Source organism: Allobosea sp. GW823-FHT01F03 (genome assembly GCF_058798075.1).
Map to the genome: position 1 here is coordinate 3,080,808 of NZ_CM179505.1, position 20,139 is coordinate 3,100,946.

A 20,139-nucleotide genomic window follows, 5' to 3' on the forward strand; every position below is an offset into this window, starting at 1 on the left:
TCGATCGTCGGCGCTTACTTCGGCAGGGACTTGACCTCCTTGTCCCATTTGCTGAGCAGCCGGACACGCTCGGCCGAGGAACCGTATTTGACGAAGTCGTAGTCGATCAGCTTCATCTCCGACATCTTCGGGGCCTGCGCGGGGACGGGCGCGTTCTTGTTGGAGGGAACCTGATAGGATTTCGCCGGCGCCGCCAGCGCCTGCGCCGCGGGCGTCAGGGCCCAGTCATAGAACTTCTTGGCGTTGTCGAGATTGCGCGCGCCCTTGACGATCGACATCGAGCCGATCTCGTAGCCGGTGCCCTCGCAGGGTGCGACCGGCTTGATCGGGTCGCCCTGGACCGCGAAGACCACCACGTCGTGGATGAAGACGATGCCGACGGCGGTTTCGCCGAGGCTTGCCGCCTTGGCCGGCGCGGCGCCGGACTTGGTGTACTGGCTGATGTTCTTGTGCAGGGCCTTGAGGTAGTCGAAGCCCTTCTCCTCGCCCATCAGCTGAACCACGGTGGCGAGCAGCGTATAGGCCGTGCCCGAGGAGTTGGGATCGGCGACCTGGACGTCGTCCTTCAGCTTGGCATCGAGCAGATCGGCCCAGCATTTCGGCTCAGCGAGACCCTTGGCCTTGATCTGCTGGGTGTTGTAGCCGAAGCCGAGCGCGCCGGCATAAATGCCGATCGAGCGCTTCTTGGCGGCGTTCCACTGCGAGGTCGCCCAAGGATGAAGATCCTTGTTCATCGGCGATTCGTATTCCAGCGTCAGCCCTTCCTCGGCCGCCTGCAGATGTGGGTCGCCGGTGCCGCCCCACCAGACGTCGCCGCGCGGATTCGAGGCTTCGGCCTTCACCTGGGCGTAAATCTCGCCCGATGATTTGCGGGTCATGGCGACCTTGATCCCGGTCTCCTTCTCGAAGGCCGAGCTCATCGCGCGGCACCACTCCTCCTGGACGGCGCAATAGAGCACGAGCGAGCCCTGCGCCTTTGCCGGCGTCCCGGCGAGCAGTGCACCGCCGGCGAGCGTCGCCAGGAGCCCTGCCCGGAGCCAGTTGGATTTCTGCATGTCGTCCTCCCCGATGGTTGATTTTTGTTCTTTTGTTCTTGGAGCGATACTGATCGTTCGCCCGAAAAGATCAATCACCCCTGCGCCGGCAAATGATGCCCGTGATCCGCTCCAGCTCGGCCGAGAGTTCCGGCGTGCAGCAGAGGATCGGGTTGCCGGAACGAATGCCGTCTCCGGCGAAGAAGTCGTTGAGGTCGGCGCCGGCTTCGGCCGCGATCGCCATGGCGGCCGCGACGTCCCAGGCATTGATATGGCGCTCGGCATAGCCGTCGGTCCGGCCGGCGGCGACATGGCAGATGCCGAGCGTACCCGAGCCGACGCGCCTGATCGATGCGCCGGCCGCCAGCGTCCCTTGCACGGTGGCGAGATAGTCCGCGTGCGAAATCCGCGTCGACCAGCCGATCTCGATGCAGGAGCGGGCGATGTCGGCCTGGCCGGAAACCCGAAGCGGTTCGCCGTTCAGGGTCGCGCCTCGGCCGCGTCTGCCGACATAGATCTCGTCGAGGGCCGGGGCGCAGACGATGCCGATCTCGGGCACGCCGTTCAGCAGGAGGCCGATCGAGATACACCAGTTGCGGTCGCCATGGGCGAAATTGGCGGTGCCGTCGATCGGATCGATGATCCAGACCGCATCGGCCGCTTCGCCGCCGCCTTCCTCGCCGATCACGGCGTCGTCGGGAAAGAGCACCGCCAGGCGCTCGCGCAGCAGGGCCTCGACGGCGCCATCGGCGACGGTGAGCCAGTCCTGCGCGCCCTTCATGGTGATGCCGAGGCTGTCGCTCTTGCGGAAATAGCCAAGCGCCAGGCGGCTGGCCTCCTGGACGAGGCCGAGAACGGCGAACTGGCGCAGGTCGAGATCGGCGGCAAGCATGGTCAAATCGTCTCCAGAGCGACGCCGACCGGCTTGCCGGTGCGGCGGGATTCCGTCGCGGCATCGGCCAGGATCTGGGCCTTGAGCCCGTCCTGCCCGGAAGGCGACGGTTGGCGCCGGTCGCGCACGGCGGCGATGAAGGCGTCGAGCTCGGCGCGGTAGGCGCCGGCATAGCGCTCGAGGAAGAAATTCTGCACCGGGTCGGCGCGGAAGCCAGCGCCGGTCGCGATCTCGACCGTGGTCTCGTGGATGTTGCCGGCGCGCAGCATGCCCTGCGAGCCATGCACCTCGATGCGCTGGTCGTAGCCGTAGGATGCGCGGCGCGAGTTCGAGATCTGGGCGATCCTGCCGCTCGCGGTGCGCATCAGCACGGCGGCGGTGTCGACGTCTCCGGCGGCGCCAATGGCCGGGTCGACCAGGGCCGAGCCGAGCGCGAAGACCTCGACCGGCTCCTCGGCGAGCAGGAAGCGCGCCATGTCGAAATCATGGATCATCATGTCGCGGAACAGGCCGCCCGAGCGCTTCACATAGTCCACCGGTGGCGGTGAGGGGTCGCGCGAGATCACGCTGACGATCTCGATCGCGCCGGCCCCGCCCATGCGCAGGCGCTTTTCCAGCGCGGCGAAGTTCGGATCGAAGCGGCGGTTGAAGCCGATCATCAAGGGCTTGCCGGATTTCGCGACGACATCGAGGCAGCGGCGGATGCGGGCAGCGTCGAGATCGACCGGCTTCTCGCAGAACACCGCCTTGCCGGCCGAGACCGCTGCCTCGATCAGATCGGCATGGGTGTCGGTCGGCGTGCAGATCAGCACGGCGTCGATCGAGGAATCGGAGAGGATCGCCTCGGCGCTGGCGACCTTGGCGCCGGAGGCGGCGGCGAGCGAGGCTGCGGCGTCCTGCGCGGCATCGGCCAGCGCGACCAGGGTGGCATCGCCGCGCGCCGCGACGTTCAGCCCATGAATCCGGCCGATCCTGCCGGCGCCCAAAAGACCAAATCGCATCGTGATTCCGTTTCCCGTCGTCGTGGTCCGGCCGCCTAGTCGTGCGCGCCTAGAATGGTCTGGTCGAAATCGATGTTGGCGCCGGTCATCAGCCCGGATTCGCCCGAAGCGAGATAGGCGACGGCCTTGGCGACCTCGCGCGGGTCGATCAGCCGCCCGAAGGGCTGGCCGCCGGCGGCCTTGTCGAGCCAGCCATCCTCGGCGCCATGGCGCAGGCGCATGATCGCATCCTCGCCCGGCGTCGCCATCCAGCCGATATTGAGGCCGTTGACGCGGATTCGGTCGGCGAGCAGCCCGTAGGCGGCGTTTTTCGTCAGTGTCGCCAGCGCGCCCTTCGAGACGCTGTAGGCGGCGAGGAAGGGCTGGCCGCCATGGGCCGACATCGACTGGATGTTGACGATGCTGCCGGCGAGCTTCTCGCGCCGCATCAGCGTCGCCGCGTCCTGGATCAGGAAGAACGGCGCGGTCAGGTTGACCGCCATGATGCGCTCATAGAGCTCGGGCGAGGTGTCGAAGATCGTGCCGCGGTCGGTGTCGCCGGCGGCGTTGACCAGGATGTCGACCCGCCCGAAGGCCTTGTCGGCAGCCGGAACGATCGTCCTGACGCCGGTGAGGTCGGCGAGGTCGACGCTATGGAAGCGGGCATCGCAGCCGCCGGAGCGCAGGCTTCGGGCCACCGCTTCGCCGCGTTCGCGGTTGCGCCCGGTAACGATCAGGCCGGCGGCGCCGCGTTCGGCGAATTCGCGGGCGACGGCCTCTCCCAGGCCCTGGCTCGCACCGGTGACAATCGCGATCTTGCCGGCCAGACTGCGGCCGAAGCTCGGTGTTTCCGACAATTGACGCCTGCTCCCCGAGACCGCTTTCGGCACAGATTTTTTGTTCTGCTTGACTAGTGGAACAAATATTTCAATCTTCCCACCCGCAAGTCAAGGCCGCCGCAGAGCCGGCCGGACGCGAACGGGGCCCCATGTCCGCAGAGCTTCAGCAGGGAACGCCAAGGCCGGATTTCGAGGGCTTCGTCGCGCTGCTGCGCGAGCGTGCCCCGCTCCTGCCGCGGCGGCTGCGCCAGGTCGCCGACCATGCCCTGGCCCATCCCGACGACATGGCGTTGAACACCGCTTCGCAGATCGCGCAGAGGGCCGGTGTGCAGCCCTCGACGCTGGTCCGCTTCGCCCAGGCGCTCGGCTATTCCGGCTTCAGCGAATTGCAGCAGGTCTTCCGCACCAGGCTGCGCCAGCAATTGCCGGATCATCGCGAGCGCCTCGCGGCGCTCCGCAACGGGGGAGCCGCCGGAGCCGACATGGCTTCGGTTCTCCTCGACGGTTTCATCCATGCCAGCGAGGCCTCGCTGAAGCGGCTGCGCTCCGGTCTGCGCCCAGAGGACATCGAGACCGCGACGGACATGCTCGCCGCCGCGCGTACCATCGTGCTCGTCGGCGCGCGCCGCATGTTCCCGGTCGTCGCCTATCTCGCCTACGCCTTCGGCAAGGTCGGCATCCGCGCCGTGCTCGTCGACAACGTCGCCTCGCTGGGGGCCGAGCAGGCCGCGATGGCGCGTCCCGGCGATGTGATGATCGCGGTGAGTTGCGCGCCCTATACCCCGGCGACGATCGAGATGGCCGCCGCTGCAAAGGCTGCCGGCGTGCCGGTGATCGCCCTGACCGATAGCGCCCTCAGCCCGCTGGCGGCGCATTGCGATCTCTGCCTCGAAGTCAGCGAGGCCGATTATGGTGCCTTCCGCTCGATGGCTGCGACCTTCGCGCTCGCGATGACGCTCGCCGTCGGCACTGCCGAGAAAGTCCGCGACGATGTCTGACCCCGTGCTCGACCTGATCAGCATCGGCCGCTCCTCGGTCGACCTCTACGGCCAGCAGGTCGGCGGCCGGCTCGAGGACATGGCGAGTTTCTCCAAGGCGGTCGGCGGCTGCCCGACCAATATCGCCATCGGTACGGCGAGACTCGGCCTGAAATCGGCGGTGATCACCCGCGTCGGCGACGAGCAGATGGGCCGCTTCATCCTGGAGCAGCTGCAGCGCGAAGGCGTCGACACCAGGGGCGTCGTCGTCGATCCCAAGCGCCTGACCGCGCTGGTGATTCTCGGTGTGCGCGACGAGAAGACCTTCCCGCTGATCTTCTACCGCACCGACTGCGCCGATGCAGCGCTCGACGAGAGCGAAATCGACGAGGATTTCATCGCCTCGGCGAGGGCGGTGGTCGTCACCGGCACGCATTTCGCGATCCCGAATGCGGCGAAGGCGCAGAAGAAGGCGATCGCGCTTGCCCGCAGGCACGGCCGCAAGGTCGTGTTCGATGTCGACTACCGGCCCAATCTCTGGGGGCTCGCCGGCCATGCCGCGGGCGAGGAGCGCTATATCCGCTCGGACACCGTCACCCAGCATCTCCAGGCGATCCTGCCCGATTGCGACCTGATCGTCGGCACCGAGGAGGAATTGCACGCCGCCGGCGGCTCGGAGGATACGCTCGCCGCGATCCGCAACATCCGGGCGCTGAGCCGGGCGACCATCGTCTGCAAGCGCGGCCCGATGGGCTGCGTGGTTTTCCCTGGAGCCATCCCAGAATCAATCGAGGACGGCATCAAGGGCCCGGGCTTCCCGGTCGAGGTCTACAATGTGCTGGGAGCGGGCGACGCCTTCATGTCCGGCTTCCTGCGCGGCTGGCTCCGCGACGGGCCGGTCGAGACCTGCTGCAAATGGGCCAATGCCTGCGGCGCCTTCGCCGTCTCGCGCCTGCTGTGCTCGCCGGAGAGCCCGACCTTCGCCGAACTGCAGTTCTTCCTGAAGCATGGCTCGCCGCATCGGGCACTGCGCCACGACGTTGCGATCAACCATGTCCATTGGGCGACGACACGGCGGCCGCAGGCCGAAACGCTGATGGCGCTCGCCATCGATCACCGCGCCCAGGTCGAGGCGATGGCGGACGAGGCGGGAGTGCCGCGCGAGCGCATTCCCGCCTTCAAGCGGCTCGCCGTCGATGCAGCGGCGCGGGTCGCCAAGGGCGCGCCCGGCTTCGGCATGCTTCTCGATGGGCGCTATGGCCGCGAGGCGCTGTTCCGTGCCGGCGATCACGGCTTCTGGATCGCCCGGCCGCTCGAAGTCCCGGGCTCGCGGCCGCTGCGCCTCGAGACCGACGCCGACGGTTCGCTCGGGGCGACGCTGAACGAATGGCCGGTCGATCATATCGCCAAGGTGCTGGCCTTCTATCATCCCGACGATGATGCGGCGCTCAAGGCCGGGCAGGAGGCGACGCTGAAGCGTGCCGCTCTGGCCTGCCGGCAGGTCGGCCGCGAGCTCCTGGTCGAGATCATCTGCTCCAAGAACGGGCCGGTCGGCGACGACACCATGGCGAGCGTCATGCGCCGGCTCTACGAGATCGGCATCAAGCCCGACTGGTGGAAGCTGGAAGGCCAGCCGAGCGCAGCGGCCTGGGCCGCGGTCGATGCCGCGATTGCGCAGAACGATCCCTATTGCCGCGGCGTCGTGCTGCTCGGCCTAGACGCACCGGCCGCCGAGCTGGAAGCCGCTTTCCGGCTGGCCAAGGGCGCGAGCACGGTGAAGGGTTTTGCCGTCGGCCGGACGATCTTCGGCGATGCGGCGCGCGGCTGGCTTGCCGGCAAGCTCGACGACGAGGCGGCGACCGCGATGATGGCCGAGCGCTTCGGCCAGTTGGTCGGCGCCTGGCAGCGCGGCTGAGGAGAACGGCGATGGCCACGATCAGGCTCACCATGGCGCAAGCGCTCGTCGCGGCGATGGCGGCGCAGAAGACACGCGTTGGCGGACGGACCCTGCCGCTCTTCGCCGGCGTCTGGGCGATCTTCGGCCATGGCAATGTCGCCGGGCTCGGCGAGGCTCTGCATGGCGCCCGCGACATCCTGCCGACATTGCGCGCCCATAACGAGCAGGCGATGGCGCATGCGGCGATCGCCTTCGCCAAGGCCTCGCGCCGGCGCCGGATGATGGCGGTGACGAGCTCGATCGGCCCCGGCGCCACAAACATGGTGACGGCGGCCGCGGTCGCCCATGTCAACCGCCTGCCGCTGCTCCTGCTGCCCGGCGACGTCTTCGCCGGACGCCGGCCCGACCCGGTGCTGCAGCAGATCGAGGATTTCGGCGATGGCACCGTCTCCGCCAATGACTGTTTCCGCCCGGTCTCGCGCTATTTCGACAGGATTACCCGGCCGGAGCAGCTGATCCCCGCCTTCGAGCGGGCGATGCAGGTGCTGACCGATCCGTCCGACTGCGGCCCGGTGACCTTGGCTCTCTGCCAGGATGTGCAGACGGAAGCCTTCGACTATCCGGAAAGCTTCTTCGCCGAGCGGATCTGGCAGCCGCGCCGGGCGCGTCCCGACGAGCACGAGCTGGCGCAGGCGGTCGCGCTGCTGAAGGGGGCAAGGCGCCCGCTGGTCGTCACCGGCGGCGGCGTGCTCTACAGCGAGGCCGAAGGCGAGCTCGCCCGCTTCTGCCTGGCGCACGGTATTCCGAGCGCGGAGACACAGGCCGGCAAGAGCGCTTTGCCGCATGATCACCCGCTCAATCTCGGCGCGATCGGCGTCACCGGCACCGGCGCCGCCAACGATGCCGCGAAGAGCGCCGATGTCGTGCTCGCGATCGGCACGCGCCTGCAGGATTTCACCACGGGGTCGCGCGCGCTCTTCGCCGATTCGGACTGCCGGATCATCGGGCTGAACACCCAAGGATTCGACGCCGGCAAGCATGGCGCGCAGCCGCTCGTCGCCGATGCCAGGGCCGGCCTTGCAGAGCTGGAGGTGGCGCTGGCGGGCTGGCGGGCACCGTCTGACTGGACGGAGCAGGTGCAGGCCTCGCGCGATGCCTGGCTCGCCACCGCCGCCCGCTATATCGCGGCCGGCAATGCAGCGTTGCCGAGCGATGCGCAGGTGATCGGCGCGGTACAGCGCCAGAGCCGGGCGAGCGACGTCGTGCTCTGCGCCGCCGGCGGCCTGCCTGGCGAATTGCACAAGCTCTGGCAGGCCGGCGCGCCCGGCGGCTACCACATGGAATACGGCTATTCCTGCATGGGCTACGAGATCGCCGGTGGCCTCGGGGCCAAGCTCGCCGACCCCGCCCGCGAGGTCTTCGTCATGGTCGGCGACGGCTCCTATCTGATGATGAACTCCGAGATCGCGACCTCGGTCATGCTCGGGATCAAGCTCACCATCATCGTGCTCGACAACCGGGGTTTTGGCTGCATCAACCGCCTGCAGAACGCGACCGGCGGGGCCTCCTTCAACAACCTGCTGCGCGACGCCCGCCATGAGGTGCTGCCGGAGGTCGACTTCGCCGCGCATGCCGGCGCGATGGGCGCGATCTCCCGCAAGGTCGCGAGCCTGGCTGAGCTGGAAACCGCACTCGCGGAGGCCCGCGGCCACGATCGGACCAGCGTGATCGTCATCGACACCGACCCACTGATCTCGACCGATGCCGGCGGTCACTGGTGGGATGTCGCGGTGCCCGAGGTTTCTGTGCGCGACGAGGTCAAGGCGGCGCGTCAGCGCTATGACGGCGCGCTCGCCGCGCGCGACAACTGAGTCAAAGAGGACGACATGCCTATCCGTATCGGCGCCAACCCCATCGGCTGGTCGAATGACGATCTGCAGGACATCGGCGGCGCGACGCCGCTCGAAACCTGCCTGGCGGAGGCTCGGGAAGCCGGCTTCGTCGGCATGGAGCTCGGCCACAAGTTTCCGCGCGAGCCCAAGGCCCTGAAGGCTGCGCTCGCGCCCTTCGGCATGGCCTGCATCTCGGGCTGGTATTCGGCCGAGCTGCTGAAGCGCGGCGCGGATGAGGAGATGAAGCATCTGCGCCCGCATCTCGACCTGCTGAAGGCGATGGGCTCGACCGTGCTGGTCTTCGCCGAGACCTCGAACGCGATCCATGGTGACCGCAGCAAGCCCTTGTCGCAGCGCCCGGTGCTGGCGCCGGGTGATTGGGCGCAGTTCGGCAGGCGGATCACCGACGTCGCCGAGCGCACGCTCGCCGAGGGTGTCCGGCTGGTCTACCACCACCATATGGGCACGATCGTCGAGAGCGAGGCCGATATCGACGCCTTCATGGCGGCGACCGGCGAGGCGGCGCATCTGCTGCTCGACACCGGCCATGCGACCTGGGGCGGAGCCGATCCGGTCAGGCTCGCCGGGCGCTATCGCGCCCGCATCAGCCATGTCCACGCCAAGGATGTGCGCAAGGCGGTGATGGAGCAGGCGAGGGCGGAAGACTGGAGCTTCCTCGATGCGATCCTCGGCAAGGGTACCGATCTCGGCGTCTACACCGTGCCGGGCGACGGCATGGTCGACTACCCGGCAGTGTTCAAGGCGCTGCCCGGCTATTCCGGCTGGGTCGTCGTCGAGGCCGAGCAGGACCCTGAAAAAGCCCATCCCCTGACCTATGCCAAGAAGGGCGTCGCCCATCTCGAAGCGAGCCTGAAGGAGGCCGGGCTCGTTTGAGCCCGGGATCGCCATGCCGAAATTGCTGGTCAAACCGCAGGCCGCCGATGCCGATGGCTGCGTCCATGCGATCACCCCGGAAACCGCCGGCTGGGGCCATGTCGGCTTTGCCGTCCACCGCCTCGCCGACGGCCAGACCCTGTCGCGCGAGACCGGCGAGCGCGAGCATTGCCTCGTCCTGCTCTCGGGCAAGCTCGCAGCCCGGGCCGACGGCCAGGATTTCGGGGTCATCGGTGGCCGCACCTCGCCCTTCGAGCCCGATCCCTGGTCGCTCTATGTCCCGGCCGGCTCGGCCTGGAGCGTAGCTGCGCGGGGAGCGTGCGAGTTTGCGATCTGCTCGGCGCCTGGTATCGCGAACGTCCGGCCCGCAAGGGTCATCGCGCCGTCCGATGTCGGCTGCCTGACCCGTGGTGAGGGCAGCAATGTCCGACATGTCCGCAACATCCTCCCCGAAACCGAGGCCGCCGACGGGCTGCTCGTGGTCGAGGTGATCACCCCGGCCGGAAACTGGTCGAGCTATCCGCCGCACAAGCATGACGAGGACCGGCTGCCTGACGAGTCGCAGCTGGAGGAGACCTATTACCACCGGCTCAACCCGCCGCAGGGTTTCGGATTCCAGCGCGTCTACACTGACGACCGCTCGCTCGACGAGACCATGAGCTTCGAGAATGGCGATGTCGTGCTCGTGCCGAGGGGCTACCACCCCGTCGGCGCGCCGCATGGCTATGATCTCTATTATCTCAATGTGATGGCAGGGCCGAAGCGGATCTGGAAATTCGCCAACGATCCCGCGCATGACTGGCTGATGCCGCGCTGAGCGCGCGGCGCGCTTACGCCTGCCGGTCGATCCGGGAACGGTGCGGCTGCGCCGTCCGCACGCCGTGATCAGCTTGGAGAGGCCGGCTGAGCCCCTCAGTCCGCCAGCACCGCCGTCGCCTCGATCTCGACCATCGCCTCGGGCTCGACCAGGGCCGAGACGGCAACGACCGCCATGGCCGGGAAATGCCGGCCGAGATGGGCGCGGTAGACCGGGCCGAGCTCGGAAAGACAACCGCGATAGGCCTCGATATCGGTGACGTACCAGGTCAGGCGCATGATGTCGCTGACCTCGCCGCCGCCGGCTTCGACCACCGCCTTGATGTTGGCGAGCGTCTGGCCGACCTGGCCGAGGAAATCCCTGGCGAAGACGCCGTTCTCATCCCAGCCGACGAGGCCGCCGGTGGTCAGGACTTTTCCCTGGGCGATCATGCCGTTGGCGTAGCCGCGTGGCTGCGGCCAGCCATCCGGCAGGACGGGACGGGGCTTGCGCGTGGCGAGGTCGGAAGGCGGCAAGCCGCTGGTCATGGCGTGGTCCTGTCTGGTCATGGCGTCATCGCATCGTCATCGCGGCTGGAGCTAAACACCGGAACGGCGGATGAAGCGACGGCAAAGGCTCTGATAATCAAGGCGGGCTACGAAGCGGCGGCGGCTTCGGCCCGCGCCATCTCGCGCAGCGCAAAACGCTGCAGCTTTCCGGTGGACGTCTTCGGCAGGCTGGTCACGAAGGCGATGGCGCGCGGGTATTTGTAGGGCGCGATCATCGCCTTGACGTGGTCCTGCAGGGCCTTGGCCAATGCCGCGTCGGCGGTGAAGCCGGGCCGCAGCAGGACATAGGCTTTGACGATCTGGCCGCGATCCGGGCAGGGCGCACCGACGACGCCGCATTCGGCCACCGCCTCATGCGCGATCAGGCAGGCCTCGACCTCGGGACCGGCGATGTTGTAGCCGGCCGAGACGATCATGTCGTCCGAGCGAGCCTGGTACCAGAAATAGCCGTCGGCATCGCGCAGATAGGTGTCGCCGGTGATGTTCCAGCCATTCTCGACATAGCGGGTCTGGCGGCTGTCGGCGAGATAGCGGCAGCCGGTCGGCCCGCGCACGGCGAGGCGTCCGGGCGTGCCGTCCGGCACCTCCTTGCCCTCCTCGTCGACGATCCTGGCCTCGTAGCCCGGCACCGGCAGCCCGGTCGCGCCAGGTCTGATCCTGTCGCGGGGCGCGCCGATGAAGATGTGCAGCATCTCGGTCGCGCCGATGCCGTCCATCAGCGGCAGCCCGGTCTTGGCCTGCCAGGCCTCGAAGGTCGCCTTCGGCAGCGTCTCGCCGGCGGAGACGCAGATGCGCAACGAGGTGAGGTCGCGCGCCCCGGCCTGGGCGAGCATGGCGCGATAGGCGGTCGGCGCGGTGAAGCAGACACTGGCGCGGTGTTGCTCGATCGCGGCCGCAAGATCGGCCGGCGTGGTCTTCTCCGGCAGGACGATGGCGGCCCCGATGCGCAGCGGAAACAGCACGATGCCGCCGAGGCCGAAGGTGAAGGCGAGCGGCGGCGAGCCGATGAAGCGGTCATCGGGCGAGGCCTGCAGCACCCGCGCGCCATAGCTGTCGCAGATCGCCAGCAGGTCGCGCTGGAAATGCATGGTGCCCTTGGGCTCACCGGTCGTGCCCGAGGTGAAGGCGATCAGGCAGACATCGTCCTGCGCCGTGTCGGCGGCGACGAATTCACCATAGCCGGGCTTGGCCATCAGGGCTTCGAGCTCGCCGTCGCCCCATGACACGATGGTTGAGAGTTCAGGTGCAAGCGACTGTGCTGATTTAAGATCGTCGATTACACGATGGTCACATAGTGCCAGCGCGATCCTGGCCTTGCGGATCGGATAGGCGAGCTCGCCGGCGCGCAGCATCGGCATGGTCGCGACGGCGACGCCGCCAGCCTTGAGCACGGCGAGATAGGTGGCGACCATCATCGGCGTGTTGGCGGCGCGCAATAGCACGCGATGACCGGGGACGAGGCCGAGATCGCGGGTGAGCACATTGGCGATGCGGTTCACGGTCTCCGCGAGCTGAACATAGCTCCAGGTCTCGCTCGGCCCGATCACCGCGAGGCGGTCGCCGCGTCCCTCGGCGACATGGCGGTCGACCAGCTCGGTGACCACGTTTAGCCGCTCGGGATAGCTCAGCCCGGCGGCCGCGAGGTCGAGACGCGGCCAGCTTTCGCGCGGCGGCAGGTTCTCCCGCGCAAAGCTGTCCACATGTCCCGACCGCAAGAGATCTGCGGTACCCATCTCGTTCCCCTGGCTTTGTTCGTCTTATCCGCAGCCCTCATCTTGAGGAGCGCCCCCCAGGAGCACGTCTCGAAGAATGCTCCGGTTGGTTCCGGAGTCTCCCCGATCATCCGTCGGGACGCCGCTTTCGCGGCTCCTCAGGATGAGGGCTGGAGCTAGATTTTGCCCTTGTTCTGTCCGTCGGTGTTTTTCAGAAGGTCCCGCGCGATCACGATCTTCTGGACCTCGCTGGCGCCTTCGTAGATCCGCAGCGCCCTGATCTCGCGGTAGAGCTCCTCGACCTTGACGCCGCGCGTGACGCCGAGCCCGCCATGGATCTGCACGGCGCGGTCGATGACCCGCTGGGCGTTCTCAGTGGCGACGAGCTTGGCGAGCGCCGCCTCGCGGGTGATGCGGGCCGCGCCGCGATCCTTGGTCCAGGCGGCGCGGTAGACCAGCAGCGCCGCCGCATCGACCTCCGCCGCGCTGTCGGCAATGGCGGCCTGCGAAAGCTGGAGGTCTCCGAGCGTGCCGCCGAAGAGCTTGCGGCTGCTGGCGTGGCTCACCGTCTCGTGCAGGGCACGCCGGGCGAAGCCGAGCGCCGCTGCGCCGACCGTCGAGCGGAAGATGTCGAGCGTTGCCATCGCGACCTTGAAGCCGTCGCCCGGCCCGCCGATACGGTTCTCCAGCGGGATGCGGCAGGCGTCGAAGCGCAAGGTCGCCAGCGGATGCGGCGCGATCACGTCGATGCGCTCGGCGATCGAGAGGCCTGGCGTATCGGCCTCGACCAGATAGGCCGAGAGGCCGCGGGCCCCCGGCGCCTCGCCGGAGCGGGCGAAGACGACGTAATGGTCGGCGATGCCGCCATTCGAGATCCAGGTCTTCTCGCCATCGATGCGGATATGTGCGTTGCCGTCCGGGGTCGCTGTCGTCGCCATCGCGGCAACGTCGGAACCGGCCTCCTTCTCCGAGAGGGCAAAGGCGGCGATGCGCTTGCCATCGCGCACGCCGGGCAGGATGCGCAGTCGCATTGCATCGCTGCCGGCGATCGAGATCGAGCCGGTGCCGAGGCCCTGCATGGCGAAGGTGAAGTCGGCGAGCCCGTCGCGCGCGGCGAGAATTTCGCGGGCGAGGCAGAGCGTGCGGACATCGAGCGCGGCATGCAGGCCGCCATGGGCGGCCGGCACCGCGGCGCGCAGGAAGCCGGCCTCGCCCAGCGCCTTGACGCGGGCGCGGCAGGCGGCGTCGACATCATCATGCGGCAGGCCGGGCAGGGTGGTGTCGGCCCAGGCCGCGAGCTTTTCGGCGAAGTCGCGGTGGTGCGCTTCGAAGAATGGCCAGTCCAGCGTATCCCCGAGCGAGACCATGTCAGTTGCCCTCGAAGACCGGCTTCTGCTTGGCGGCGAAGGCGTGGTAGGCGCGGGCGAAATCTTCGGTCTGCATGCACAATGCCTGCGCCACCGCTTCCGCCTCGATCGCGGACTCGACCGACATCGCCCATTCCATTTCCAGCATTCGCTTGGTCATGGCGTTGGCGAAGGTCGGGCCGTCGGCGAGCTCGGCGGCGAGCGCTTGCGCTTCCGCCAGAACGTTCTCGCGGGCGAGAAGCCGGTTGAGGAAGCCCCAGCGCTCGGCCTCGTCGCCACGCAGGACGCGGCCGGTGTAGAGCAGCTCGGCGGCGCGTCCCTGGCCGATGATGCGCGGCAGCATCGCGCAGGCGCCCATGTCGCAACCGGCGAGGCCGACGCGATTGAACAGGAACGCGATCTTGGTCTCGGCCGTGCCGAGGCGCAGATCGGAGGCCATGGCGATGATCGCGCCGGCGCCGGCGCAGATGCCGTCGATCGCGGCGATGACCGGCTGCGGGCAGGCGCGCATCGTCTTGACCAGCTCGCCGGTCATGCGCGTGAACTTCAAGAGGTCCTTGGTCTCCATCGCGACCAGCGGCCCGATGATCTCGAAGACGTCGCCGCCCGAGGAGAAATTGCCGCCGGCGCCGGTAACGACGATGGCCTTGATCGCCTCCTCCTTCTGCGCCGCCAGGAAGAAGTCGGCGAGCTCGCGATAGCTGTCGAAGGTGAGCGGGTTCTTCTTCTCCGGCCGGTTCAGCGTCACGGTCGCGACCTTGCCGGCGATCGAAAGCTGGAAATGCTGTGGCTTGAAGCCGGCGAGCGGCAGGGTGACGGGATTGGCGCTGGTCATGTCTGGTCTCCCGCCGGATCCGGCGTGCCGCTCTGGCGGCGGGTGATGGCGTTGTGCAGCGAGGCCTTGGTGCGGCCGAGCAGGTGGAAGAGCTGCGCCGTCTCGGCCGGCTCCAGCCCGGCGAAGAGCTCGGCGATCCAGTCCTCGTGCCGCTCCGCCATCGCCTTGAAGGCGCGGCGGCCCTGGGCTGTCAGCGTCAGAACCTGCACGCGCCGATCCTGGGCGGCCGGGCGCTTGTCGACCAGACCATCGGCGAGGAGGCCGGCGACGACCGCGGTGACATTGCCGTTCGAGACCATCAGGCGCTGCGAGACCTCGCCGACCGTCATGCCGGTGGTCGATTTTTCGAGCTGGGCCATCAGGTCGAAGCGCGGCAGCGTCGTCTTGAACTCCTCGCGCAGGCGGGTGCGGATCTCGCTTTCGATCAGGGTCGAGCAGGTCAAAAGCCGCAGCCAGAGGCGCAGCTCGTCCTTGTGGTCTCCAGGGCGCTCGCTCGCCTTGGTCTCGCGGTCGAGCACCAGGGCGCTGACGGGAATTTCCATGGTCAGAACTCCCCGCCATTGATCAGGAGGGATTGGCCGGTGATGCCGCGGCTTTCGGGCCGGCAGAGATTGAGCACGCTCGCCGCGACTTCCTCGGGGGTGATCAGCCGGCCCTGCGGATTGTCCTTCACCAGCTGCGCCAGGGCATCCTGCGCCGTCGCGCCAGTCTTGCCGGTGATCGCGGCGATGCTGCCGGCGACCATGTCCGTATCGGTATAGCCGGGGCAGACCGCATTGACGGTGATGCCGCTGCGGGCGGTCTCCAAAGCGAGCGAGCGGACCAACCCGATCACGGCATGCTTCGCCGCGACATAGGCGGAGACATAAGGGTAGCCGCGATGGCCGGCGGTCGAGGCGATCGCGATCAGCCGGCCGGAGCCGCGCTCCAGCATCGCGGGCAGGGCCGGGCGGAAGCTGTTGACCGTGCCGACGAGGTTGATCTCGACCATGCGCCGGAACAGGGCGGCGTCGCTCTTACGGAAGGGCGCGGTCTCGACTGCGCCGGCATTGGCCACGACGATGTCGAAAGGCTGCTCGGCCGAGAGCTCCGCCAGGGTCCGGGCCATGGCGGCCTCGTCGGTGACGTCGACGCTCGCGGCTCGGTCGGCCTCGCCAGCGTCCAGAACCTGCTGCAGCATGGTCCCGTTGCGACCGATGATCGAGACCCGGGCGCCGGCAAGGCGAAGGGCCGAGGCGATCGCGCGGCCGATACCGCGTCCACCGCCGCTCACCAGGGCATGCTGTCCAGCCAGAGCTGATGCCATGAAGCTGCCACTCCCGTCTTGCGGATCAATATATTTTAGGTCTGAAGCATTTTGCAAGGGACCGTTCCGATGCCGGTGCGGCTGCGGTCAAAAATGAGAAATTATGCTGTTTGTCAGTATCTTATGTCATTATAGGAGCGGCTTGACGTGCTGGAGGTCTTGACCTTCCGTATCTCTGTTGAAAGAAAATTATTTCAGACCTAAAATATCTGCGTCAGCTTGCGGAGAGACGTCATGCGCATTGCGGTGGTGGGCGGCGGACCGGCGGGGCTCTATTATGCGCTTCTGATGAAGCGCGACTGGCCGGCGCTCGACGTCACCGTGTTCGAACGCAACCACCATGACGACACGTTCGGCTTCGGCGTCGTCTTCTCCGACCAGACGCTCGACCTGTTCAAGGCGGCCGACCTGCCGAGCTATGAGGCGATCGTCTCGCGCTTCGCCTATTGGGACGACATCTCGATCCATTTCAAAGGCACGCAGCAGCGGATCTCCGGCAACGGCTTCTGCGGCTGCTCGCGCCGCACCCTGCTGATGCTGCTGCAGGAGCGGGCCCGTGAGGTCGGCGTCGCGCTGCGCTTCACCGAGGAGATCGTCGACATTGCCGCGCTGAAGCGCGACTATGACCTCGTCGTCGGTGCGGACGGCATCAACAGCCGCATCCGGGAAGGCGACCGGGACCGCTTCGCGCCCGAGGTCGATCTGCGGCCGAACCGCTTCGTCTGGATGGGCTCGACCCGGCCCTTCGACGCCTTCACCTTCTTCTTCAAGGAGACGCAGCACGGCGTCTTCATCGCCCATTGCTATCAGTACGAGGCGGGGCAATCGACCTGGGTGCTGGAGACCGATCCGGAGACTTTTGCCCGGGCCGGGCTCGAGGGCATGGACGAGGCGCAATCGGCCGCCTTCCTCGAGACGGTTTTCGCCGAGGAGCTCCAGGGGCATCGGCTGATCACCAATCGCTCGCTCTGGCGCCAGTTCCCGATGATCCGCTGCCGGAACTGGGTGGTCGACAATGTCGTCCTGCTCGGCGATGCCAAGGCGACCGCGCATTTCTCGATCGGCTCCGGCACCAAGCTCGCCATGGAGGATGCGATCGCGCTGCATGGCGCCTTCCTTCGGACCGGGCTCGATGTCCGGGCCGCGCTCGCTTCCTTCGAGTCGGTTCGGCGCGAGGAGGTCGAGAAGACGCAGCACGCGGCCGATGTCTCGCTGGTCTGGTTCGAGCAGCTCGAGCGCTTCTGGGATTTCGAGCCGCTGCGCTTCGCCTTCGGGCTGATGACCCGCTCCAAGGCGATCACCTATGACAATCTCGCCTTGCGGGCGCCGGAGTTCGTCGCGGCCGTCGACAGGCTCGTCGCAGAGGATCTCGGCGCGGACCAGGCGGTGCGGCGGGACGGTTCGCCGGTGCCGCCGGCCTTCCAGCCTTTCCGGATGCGCGAGATGCGGGTCGCGAACCGCTTCACCGTCTCGCCGATGTGCCAGTATTCGGCGCAGGAGGGCATGCCGGGCGACTGGCACCTGATGCATTACGGCGCCCGCGCCATCGGTGGGGCGGGGCTGGTCTTCACCGAGATGACCTGCGTCTCGGCCGATGCCCGGATCACCCCCGGCTGCGCGGGGCTCTACAGCGACGAGCAGGAAGCGGCCTGGAAGCGGATCGTCGACTTCGTGCACGCCAATTCGGCGGCGAAGCTCTGCCTCCAGCTCGGCCATGCCGGACGCAAGGGCGCGAGCAAGCTGATGTGGGACGGCATGGACCGCCCGCTCGATGAGGGGGGCTGGCCGATCATCTCGGCGTCGCCGCTGCCCTATTATCCCGAGAGCCAGGTCCCGCGTGAGATGACGCGCGTCGACATGGACCGGGTGCTGGCCGACTTCGTGCTGGCGGCAGAGCGCGGTCTGCGCGCCGGCTTCGACATGCTGGAGCTGCATTGCGCCCATGGCTACCTGCTCGCCAGCTTCCTCTCGCCGCTGACCAACCGGCGCAACGACGCCTATGGCGGCTCGCTCGAAAACCGGATGCGCTATCCGCTCGAAGTCTTTGCGGCACTTCGCAAAACCTGGCCGTCCGGAAAGCCGATGTCGGTCCGCATCTCTGCGACGGACTGGCAGGAGGGCGGCATCAGCGCCGAGGATGCGGTAGCGATCTCGGAGGCGTTCGCAGCTGCCGGCTGCGATCTCGTCGACGTCTCGACCGGGCAGACCACGCCCAAGGCAAGGCCGCATTACGGGCGGATGTTCCAGACGCCGTTCTCCGATCGGATCCGCAACGAGGCCGGCGTCGCGACGATGTGCGTCGGGGCGATCACCTCGGCCGATCAGGCCAACACCATCGTCGCGGCCGGGCGGGCCGATCTCGTGGCGCTCGGGCGGCCGCATCTGGCCGACCCGTCCTTCGTGCTGCGCGCCGCGGCCTGGTACGGGGCGGATGTCGCTCAGCCCGTGCAGTACCAGCCCGGCAAGGACCAGCTGATGCGCAACACGCCGCGCGAGCGCGAGGAACTGCGCGAACTCAAGCTCAAGGCCAAGCCGAGCCGCCATGGCGAGGGGGCGGTTGCGACGCAGCAGGCCAGGGCCGCGGAATAGCGCGGGAACCTCGCGGCCTGCCGATGGGTTGTCGTCCAAACCTCTTTTTGGACGATGCGAGGCAACGCCATGACACGAAGCCGCACAGGAGCGCCCCTATTTGCACTGCTGATTGGCGTGGCGCTCGGCGCAGGCCAGGGTCTCGCCCAGACCGCGCCGCCGCCCCAGCCTTCGCCGGAGCCTAGCCCGCCTACGCAGCCGGGCGTCGGGCCGCAGACGACGCATCCGGCGCAGGTCGACAAGGGCCAGAACATGATTCTGCCCTCTGCCGGACAGGCGGGGCAGTCGGCAGCGCCGACCATGGTGTATGATTGCGAGAAGAAGCCGCAGGACTGCACGACACCGGCGACGCCCGCCGATCAGGCCGGCAAGCCTGCCCTGTCGCCGCCTCCGGCCGGCACCTCGCCTGCGAAGCCTTAAGGTTCATTGCATTATTGCAATGTATGATTGTCGTGGGTTTGGCTTTGTGGCGTGACGGCAATGCCTATCTTGGTGGCGACCGATGCAACAGCGTGCGTCGCCGAAAGGTGGCGGCGCCAGGAAAGGGGCTCACGCCATGCAACTCACAGGCATCCACCACGTCACCGCGATCACCGCGCAGGCTGCGCAGAACCACCGCTTCTATGTCGAGACGCTCGGCCTGCGGCTGGTGAAGAAGACCGTGAACCAGGACGACACCTCGGCCTATCACCTGTTCTATGCCGATGGCGCCGGCTCGCCCGGCACTGATCTGACCTTCTTCGACTGGCCGACGGCGCCGGCACGGCGCGGCACGCATTCGATCGTCCGCACCGCCCTGCGCGTCGCGAACGAAGCCTCGCTCGAATGGTGGCGGCAGCGGCTGTCGGCGGCTGGCGTCGCCGTCTCGGACATCGTCGGGATCAATGGCCGTGCGGCACTCGATTTCGAGGATCCGGAGGGCCAGCGCCTGACACTCGTCGTCGACGGCGGCGCGATTCCGTTCGCGGTCTGGGAGAAGAGTCCGGTTCCGGCCGAGCACCAGATCCGCGGGCTGGGGCCGGTGACGATCTCGGTGCCGCAGATCGAGCGCACTGAGCTCGTCCTGACCAAGCTGCTCGGGCTGGAGCGGACCTCGAATTACCAGCATGCGGCGCATGCCTCGGGGGACATCCACGTCTTCAGGATCGGCGAGGGCGGTCCGGCGGCCGAGCTGCACGTCGCGGTCGAACCCGGACTGCCGCAGGCCCGCGAAGGGGCGGGCGGCGTGCATCATCTCGCGCTGCGGACGCCGAGCTTCGGCGAATACGATGCCTGGGCCGAGCGGCTGCGCGAATCCGGCTATCCCAATAGCGGGCCGGTCGATCGCTTCTACTTCCGTTCGCTCTATCTGCGCGAGCCGAACGGGATCCTGATCGAGATCGCCAGCGACGGGCCGGGCTTCGCCACCGACGAGCCGGCCGAGACCATGGGCGAAGCCCTGTCGCTGCCGCCTTTCCTGGAGGCGAAGCGAGCGGCGATCGAGGCCGGGCTGAAGCCGCTCTAGCACTGTCCTGAACCGGCCGGGGCATCTGCCGCGAGGCAGGTGCCCCGGCGCATTTT

At 67.8% G+C, this 20,139-nt stretch carries 18 protein-coding genes; 8 read left to right on the forward strand and 10 right to left on the reverse strand.

Translation table 11 applies throughout. The features are described 5' to 3' along the window. Nucleotides 1–14 precede the first annotated feature (14 nt). From AC3RCC_RS14780 to AC3RCC_RS14795, 4 genes are all read right to left on the reverse strand, one after another. Complete coding sequence (locus AC3RCC_RS14780) at nt 15–1,055, reverse strand: ABC transporter substrate-binding protein (RefSeq protein ID WP_291634734.1); 1,041 nt, start codon at nt 1,053–1,055, stop codon at nt 15–17. 70 nt (nt 1,056–1,125) lie between these two features. Next, the gene (locus AC3RCC_RS14785; RefSeq protein WP_452116501.1) at nt 1,126–1,926 is read right to left on the reverse strand and encodes an inositol monophosphatase family protein; all 801 of its coding nucleotides are present in this window, start codon (nt 1,924–1,926) and stop codon (nt 1,126–1,128) included. A gap of 2 nt (nt 1,927–1,928) precedes the next feature. Next, nucleotides 1,929–2,927 (reverse strand): inositol 2-dehydrogenase, encoded by a 999-nt coding sequence (gene iolG / locus AC3RCC_RS14790; RefSeq protein ID WP_492255742.1) that lies wholly within the window; start codon nt 2,925–2,927, stop codon nt 1,929–1,931. A gap of 35 nt (nt 2,928–2,962) precedes the next feature. Beyond that, nucleotides 2,963–3,763: an SDR family oxidoreductase gene (locus tag AC3RCC_RS14795; protein ID WP_492255743.1), complete on the reverse strand. Its 801-nt coding sequence runs from the start codon at nt 3,761–3,763 to the stop codon at nt 2,963–2,965. 131 nt (nt 3,764–3,894) lie between these two features. Here AC3RCC_RS14795 and AC3RCC_RS14800 point away from each other — a divergent pair, with 131 nt between their 5' ends. From AC3RCC_RS14800 to iolB, 5 genes are read left to right on the forward strand one after another with little or no spacing between them, the layout of a single operon-like run. Next, nucleotides 3,895–4,743, forward strand: a complete 849-nt coding sequence (locus tag AC3RCC_RS14800) for a MurR/RpiR family transcriptional regulator (RefSeq protein ID WP_452116126.1) — start codon at nt 3,895–3,897, stop codon at nt 4,741–4,743. Continuing rightward, nucleotides 4,736–6,637: a bifunctional 5-dehydro-2-deoxygluconokinase/5-dehydro-2-deoxyphosphogluconate aldolase gene (locus tag AC3RCC_RS14805; protein WP_492255744.1), complete on the forward strand. Its 1,902-nt coding sequence runs from the start codon at nt 4,736–4,738 to the stop codon at nt 6,635–6,637. Before AC3RCC_RS14800 ends, AC3RCC_RS14805 begins: the two co-directional genes overlap by 8 nt. 11 nt (nt 6,638–6,648) lie before the next feature. Further along, complete coding sequence (iolD, locus tag AC3RCC_RS14810; protein ID WP_492255745.1) at nt 6,649–8,490, forward strand: 3D-(3,5/4)-trihydroxycyclohexane-1,2-dione acylhydrolase (decyclizing); 1,842 nt, start codon at nt 6,649–6,651, stop codon at nt 8,488–8,490. Nucleotides 8,491–8,505: 15 nt separating this feature from the next. Next, nucleotides 8,506–9,405: a myo-inosose-2 dehydratase gene (gene iolE / locus AC3RCC_RS14815; RefSeq protein ID WP_492255746.1), complete on the forward strand. Its 900-nt coding sequence runs from the start codon at nt 8,506–8,508 to the stop codon at nt 9,403–9,405. A gap of 13 nt (nt 9,406–9,418) precedes the next feature. Next, complete coding sequence (gene iolB / locus AC3RCC_RS14820; protein ID WP_492255747.1) at nt 9,419–10,222, forward strand: 5-deoxy-glucuronate isomerase; 804 nt, start codon at nt 9,419–9,421, stop codon at nt 10,220–10,222. 95 nt (nt 10,223–10,317) lie between these two features. Here iolB and AC3RCC_RS14825 read toward each other — a convergent pair whose 3' ends face one another. From AC3RCC_RS14825 to AC3RCC_RS14850, 6 genes are all read right to left on the reverse strand, one after another. Next, nucleotides 10,318–10,770, reverse strand: coding sequence for a RidA family protein (locus AC3RCC_RS14825; RefSeq protein ID WP_492255748.1), 453 nt, complete (start codon nt 10,768–10,770; stop codon nt 10,318–10,320). Between the two features lie 86 nt (nt 10,771–10,856). Further along, entirely contained in the window at nt 10,857–12,503 is a 1,647-nt protein-coding gene (locus AC3RCC_RS14830) for a benzoate-CoA ligase family protein (RefSeq protein ID WP_492255749.1), read from the reverse strand. 155 nt (nt 12,504–12,658) lie between these two features. Beyond that, complete coding sequence (locus AC3RCC_RS14835; protein WP_492255750.1) at nt 12,659–13,849, reverse strand: acyl-CoA dehydrogenase family protein; 1,191 nt, start codon at nt 13,847–13,849, stop codon at nt 12,659–12,661. A 1-nt stretch (nt 13,850) separates the two neighbouring features. Then, nucleotides 13,851–14,684 carry an enoyl-CoA hydratase family protein gene (locus AC3RCC_RS14840; RefSeq protein ID WP_291634713.1) on the reverse strand — a complete coding sequence of 278 codons (834 nt, stop codon included), beginning with the start codon at nt 14,682–14,684 and terminating at the stop codon, nt 13,851–13,853. Beyond that, a complete protein-coding gene (locus AC3RCC_RS14845; protein WP_492255751.1) occupies nt 14,681–15,226 on the reverse strand; it encodes a MarR family winged helix-turn-helix transcriptional regulator in 546 nt (181 codons plus the stop codon). The genes AC3RCC_RS14840 and AC3RCC_RS14845 overlap by 4 nt, the downstream gene beginning before the upstream one ends. Nucleotides 15,227–15,228: 2 nt before the next feature. After that, on the reverse strand, nt 15,229–15,990 hold the full coding sequence (locus AC3RCC_RS14850; protein ID WP_492255752.1) for an SDR family NAD(P)-dependent oxidoreductase: 762 nt from the start codon (nt 15,988–15,990) through the stop codon (nt 15,229–15,231). Nucleotides 15,991–16,224: 234 nt separating this feature from the next. On the opposite strand from AC3RCC_RS14850, the gene AC3RCC_RS14855 reads away from it, so the two are divergent. From AC3RCC_RS14855 to AC3RCC_RS14865, 3 genes are all read left to right on the forward strand, one after another. After that, nucleotides 16,225–18,579 (forward strand): bifunctional salicylyl-CoA 5-hydroxylase/oxidoreductase, encoded by a 2,355-nt coding sequence (locus AC3RCC_RS14855; RefSeq protein ID WP_492255753.1) that lies wholly within the window; start codon nt 16,225–16,227, stop codon nt 18,577–18,579. 69 nt (nt 18,580–18,648) lie between these two features. Beyond that, on the forward strand, nt 18,649–18,999 hold the full coding sequence (locus AC3RCC_RS14860) for a hypothetical protein (RefSeq protein ID WP_291634705.1): 351 nt from the start codon (nt 18,649–18,651) through the stop codon (nt 18,997–18,999). 136 nt (nt 19,000–19,135) lie between these two features. Continuing rightward, nucleotides 19,136–20,083: a ring-cleaving dioxygenase gene (locus AC3RCC_RS14865; protein ID WP_291634703.1), complete on the forward strand. Its 948-nt coding sequence runs from the start codon at nt 19,136–19,138 to the stop codon at nt 20,081–20,083. Nucleotides 20,084–20,139 lie beyond the last annotated feature (56 nt).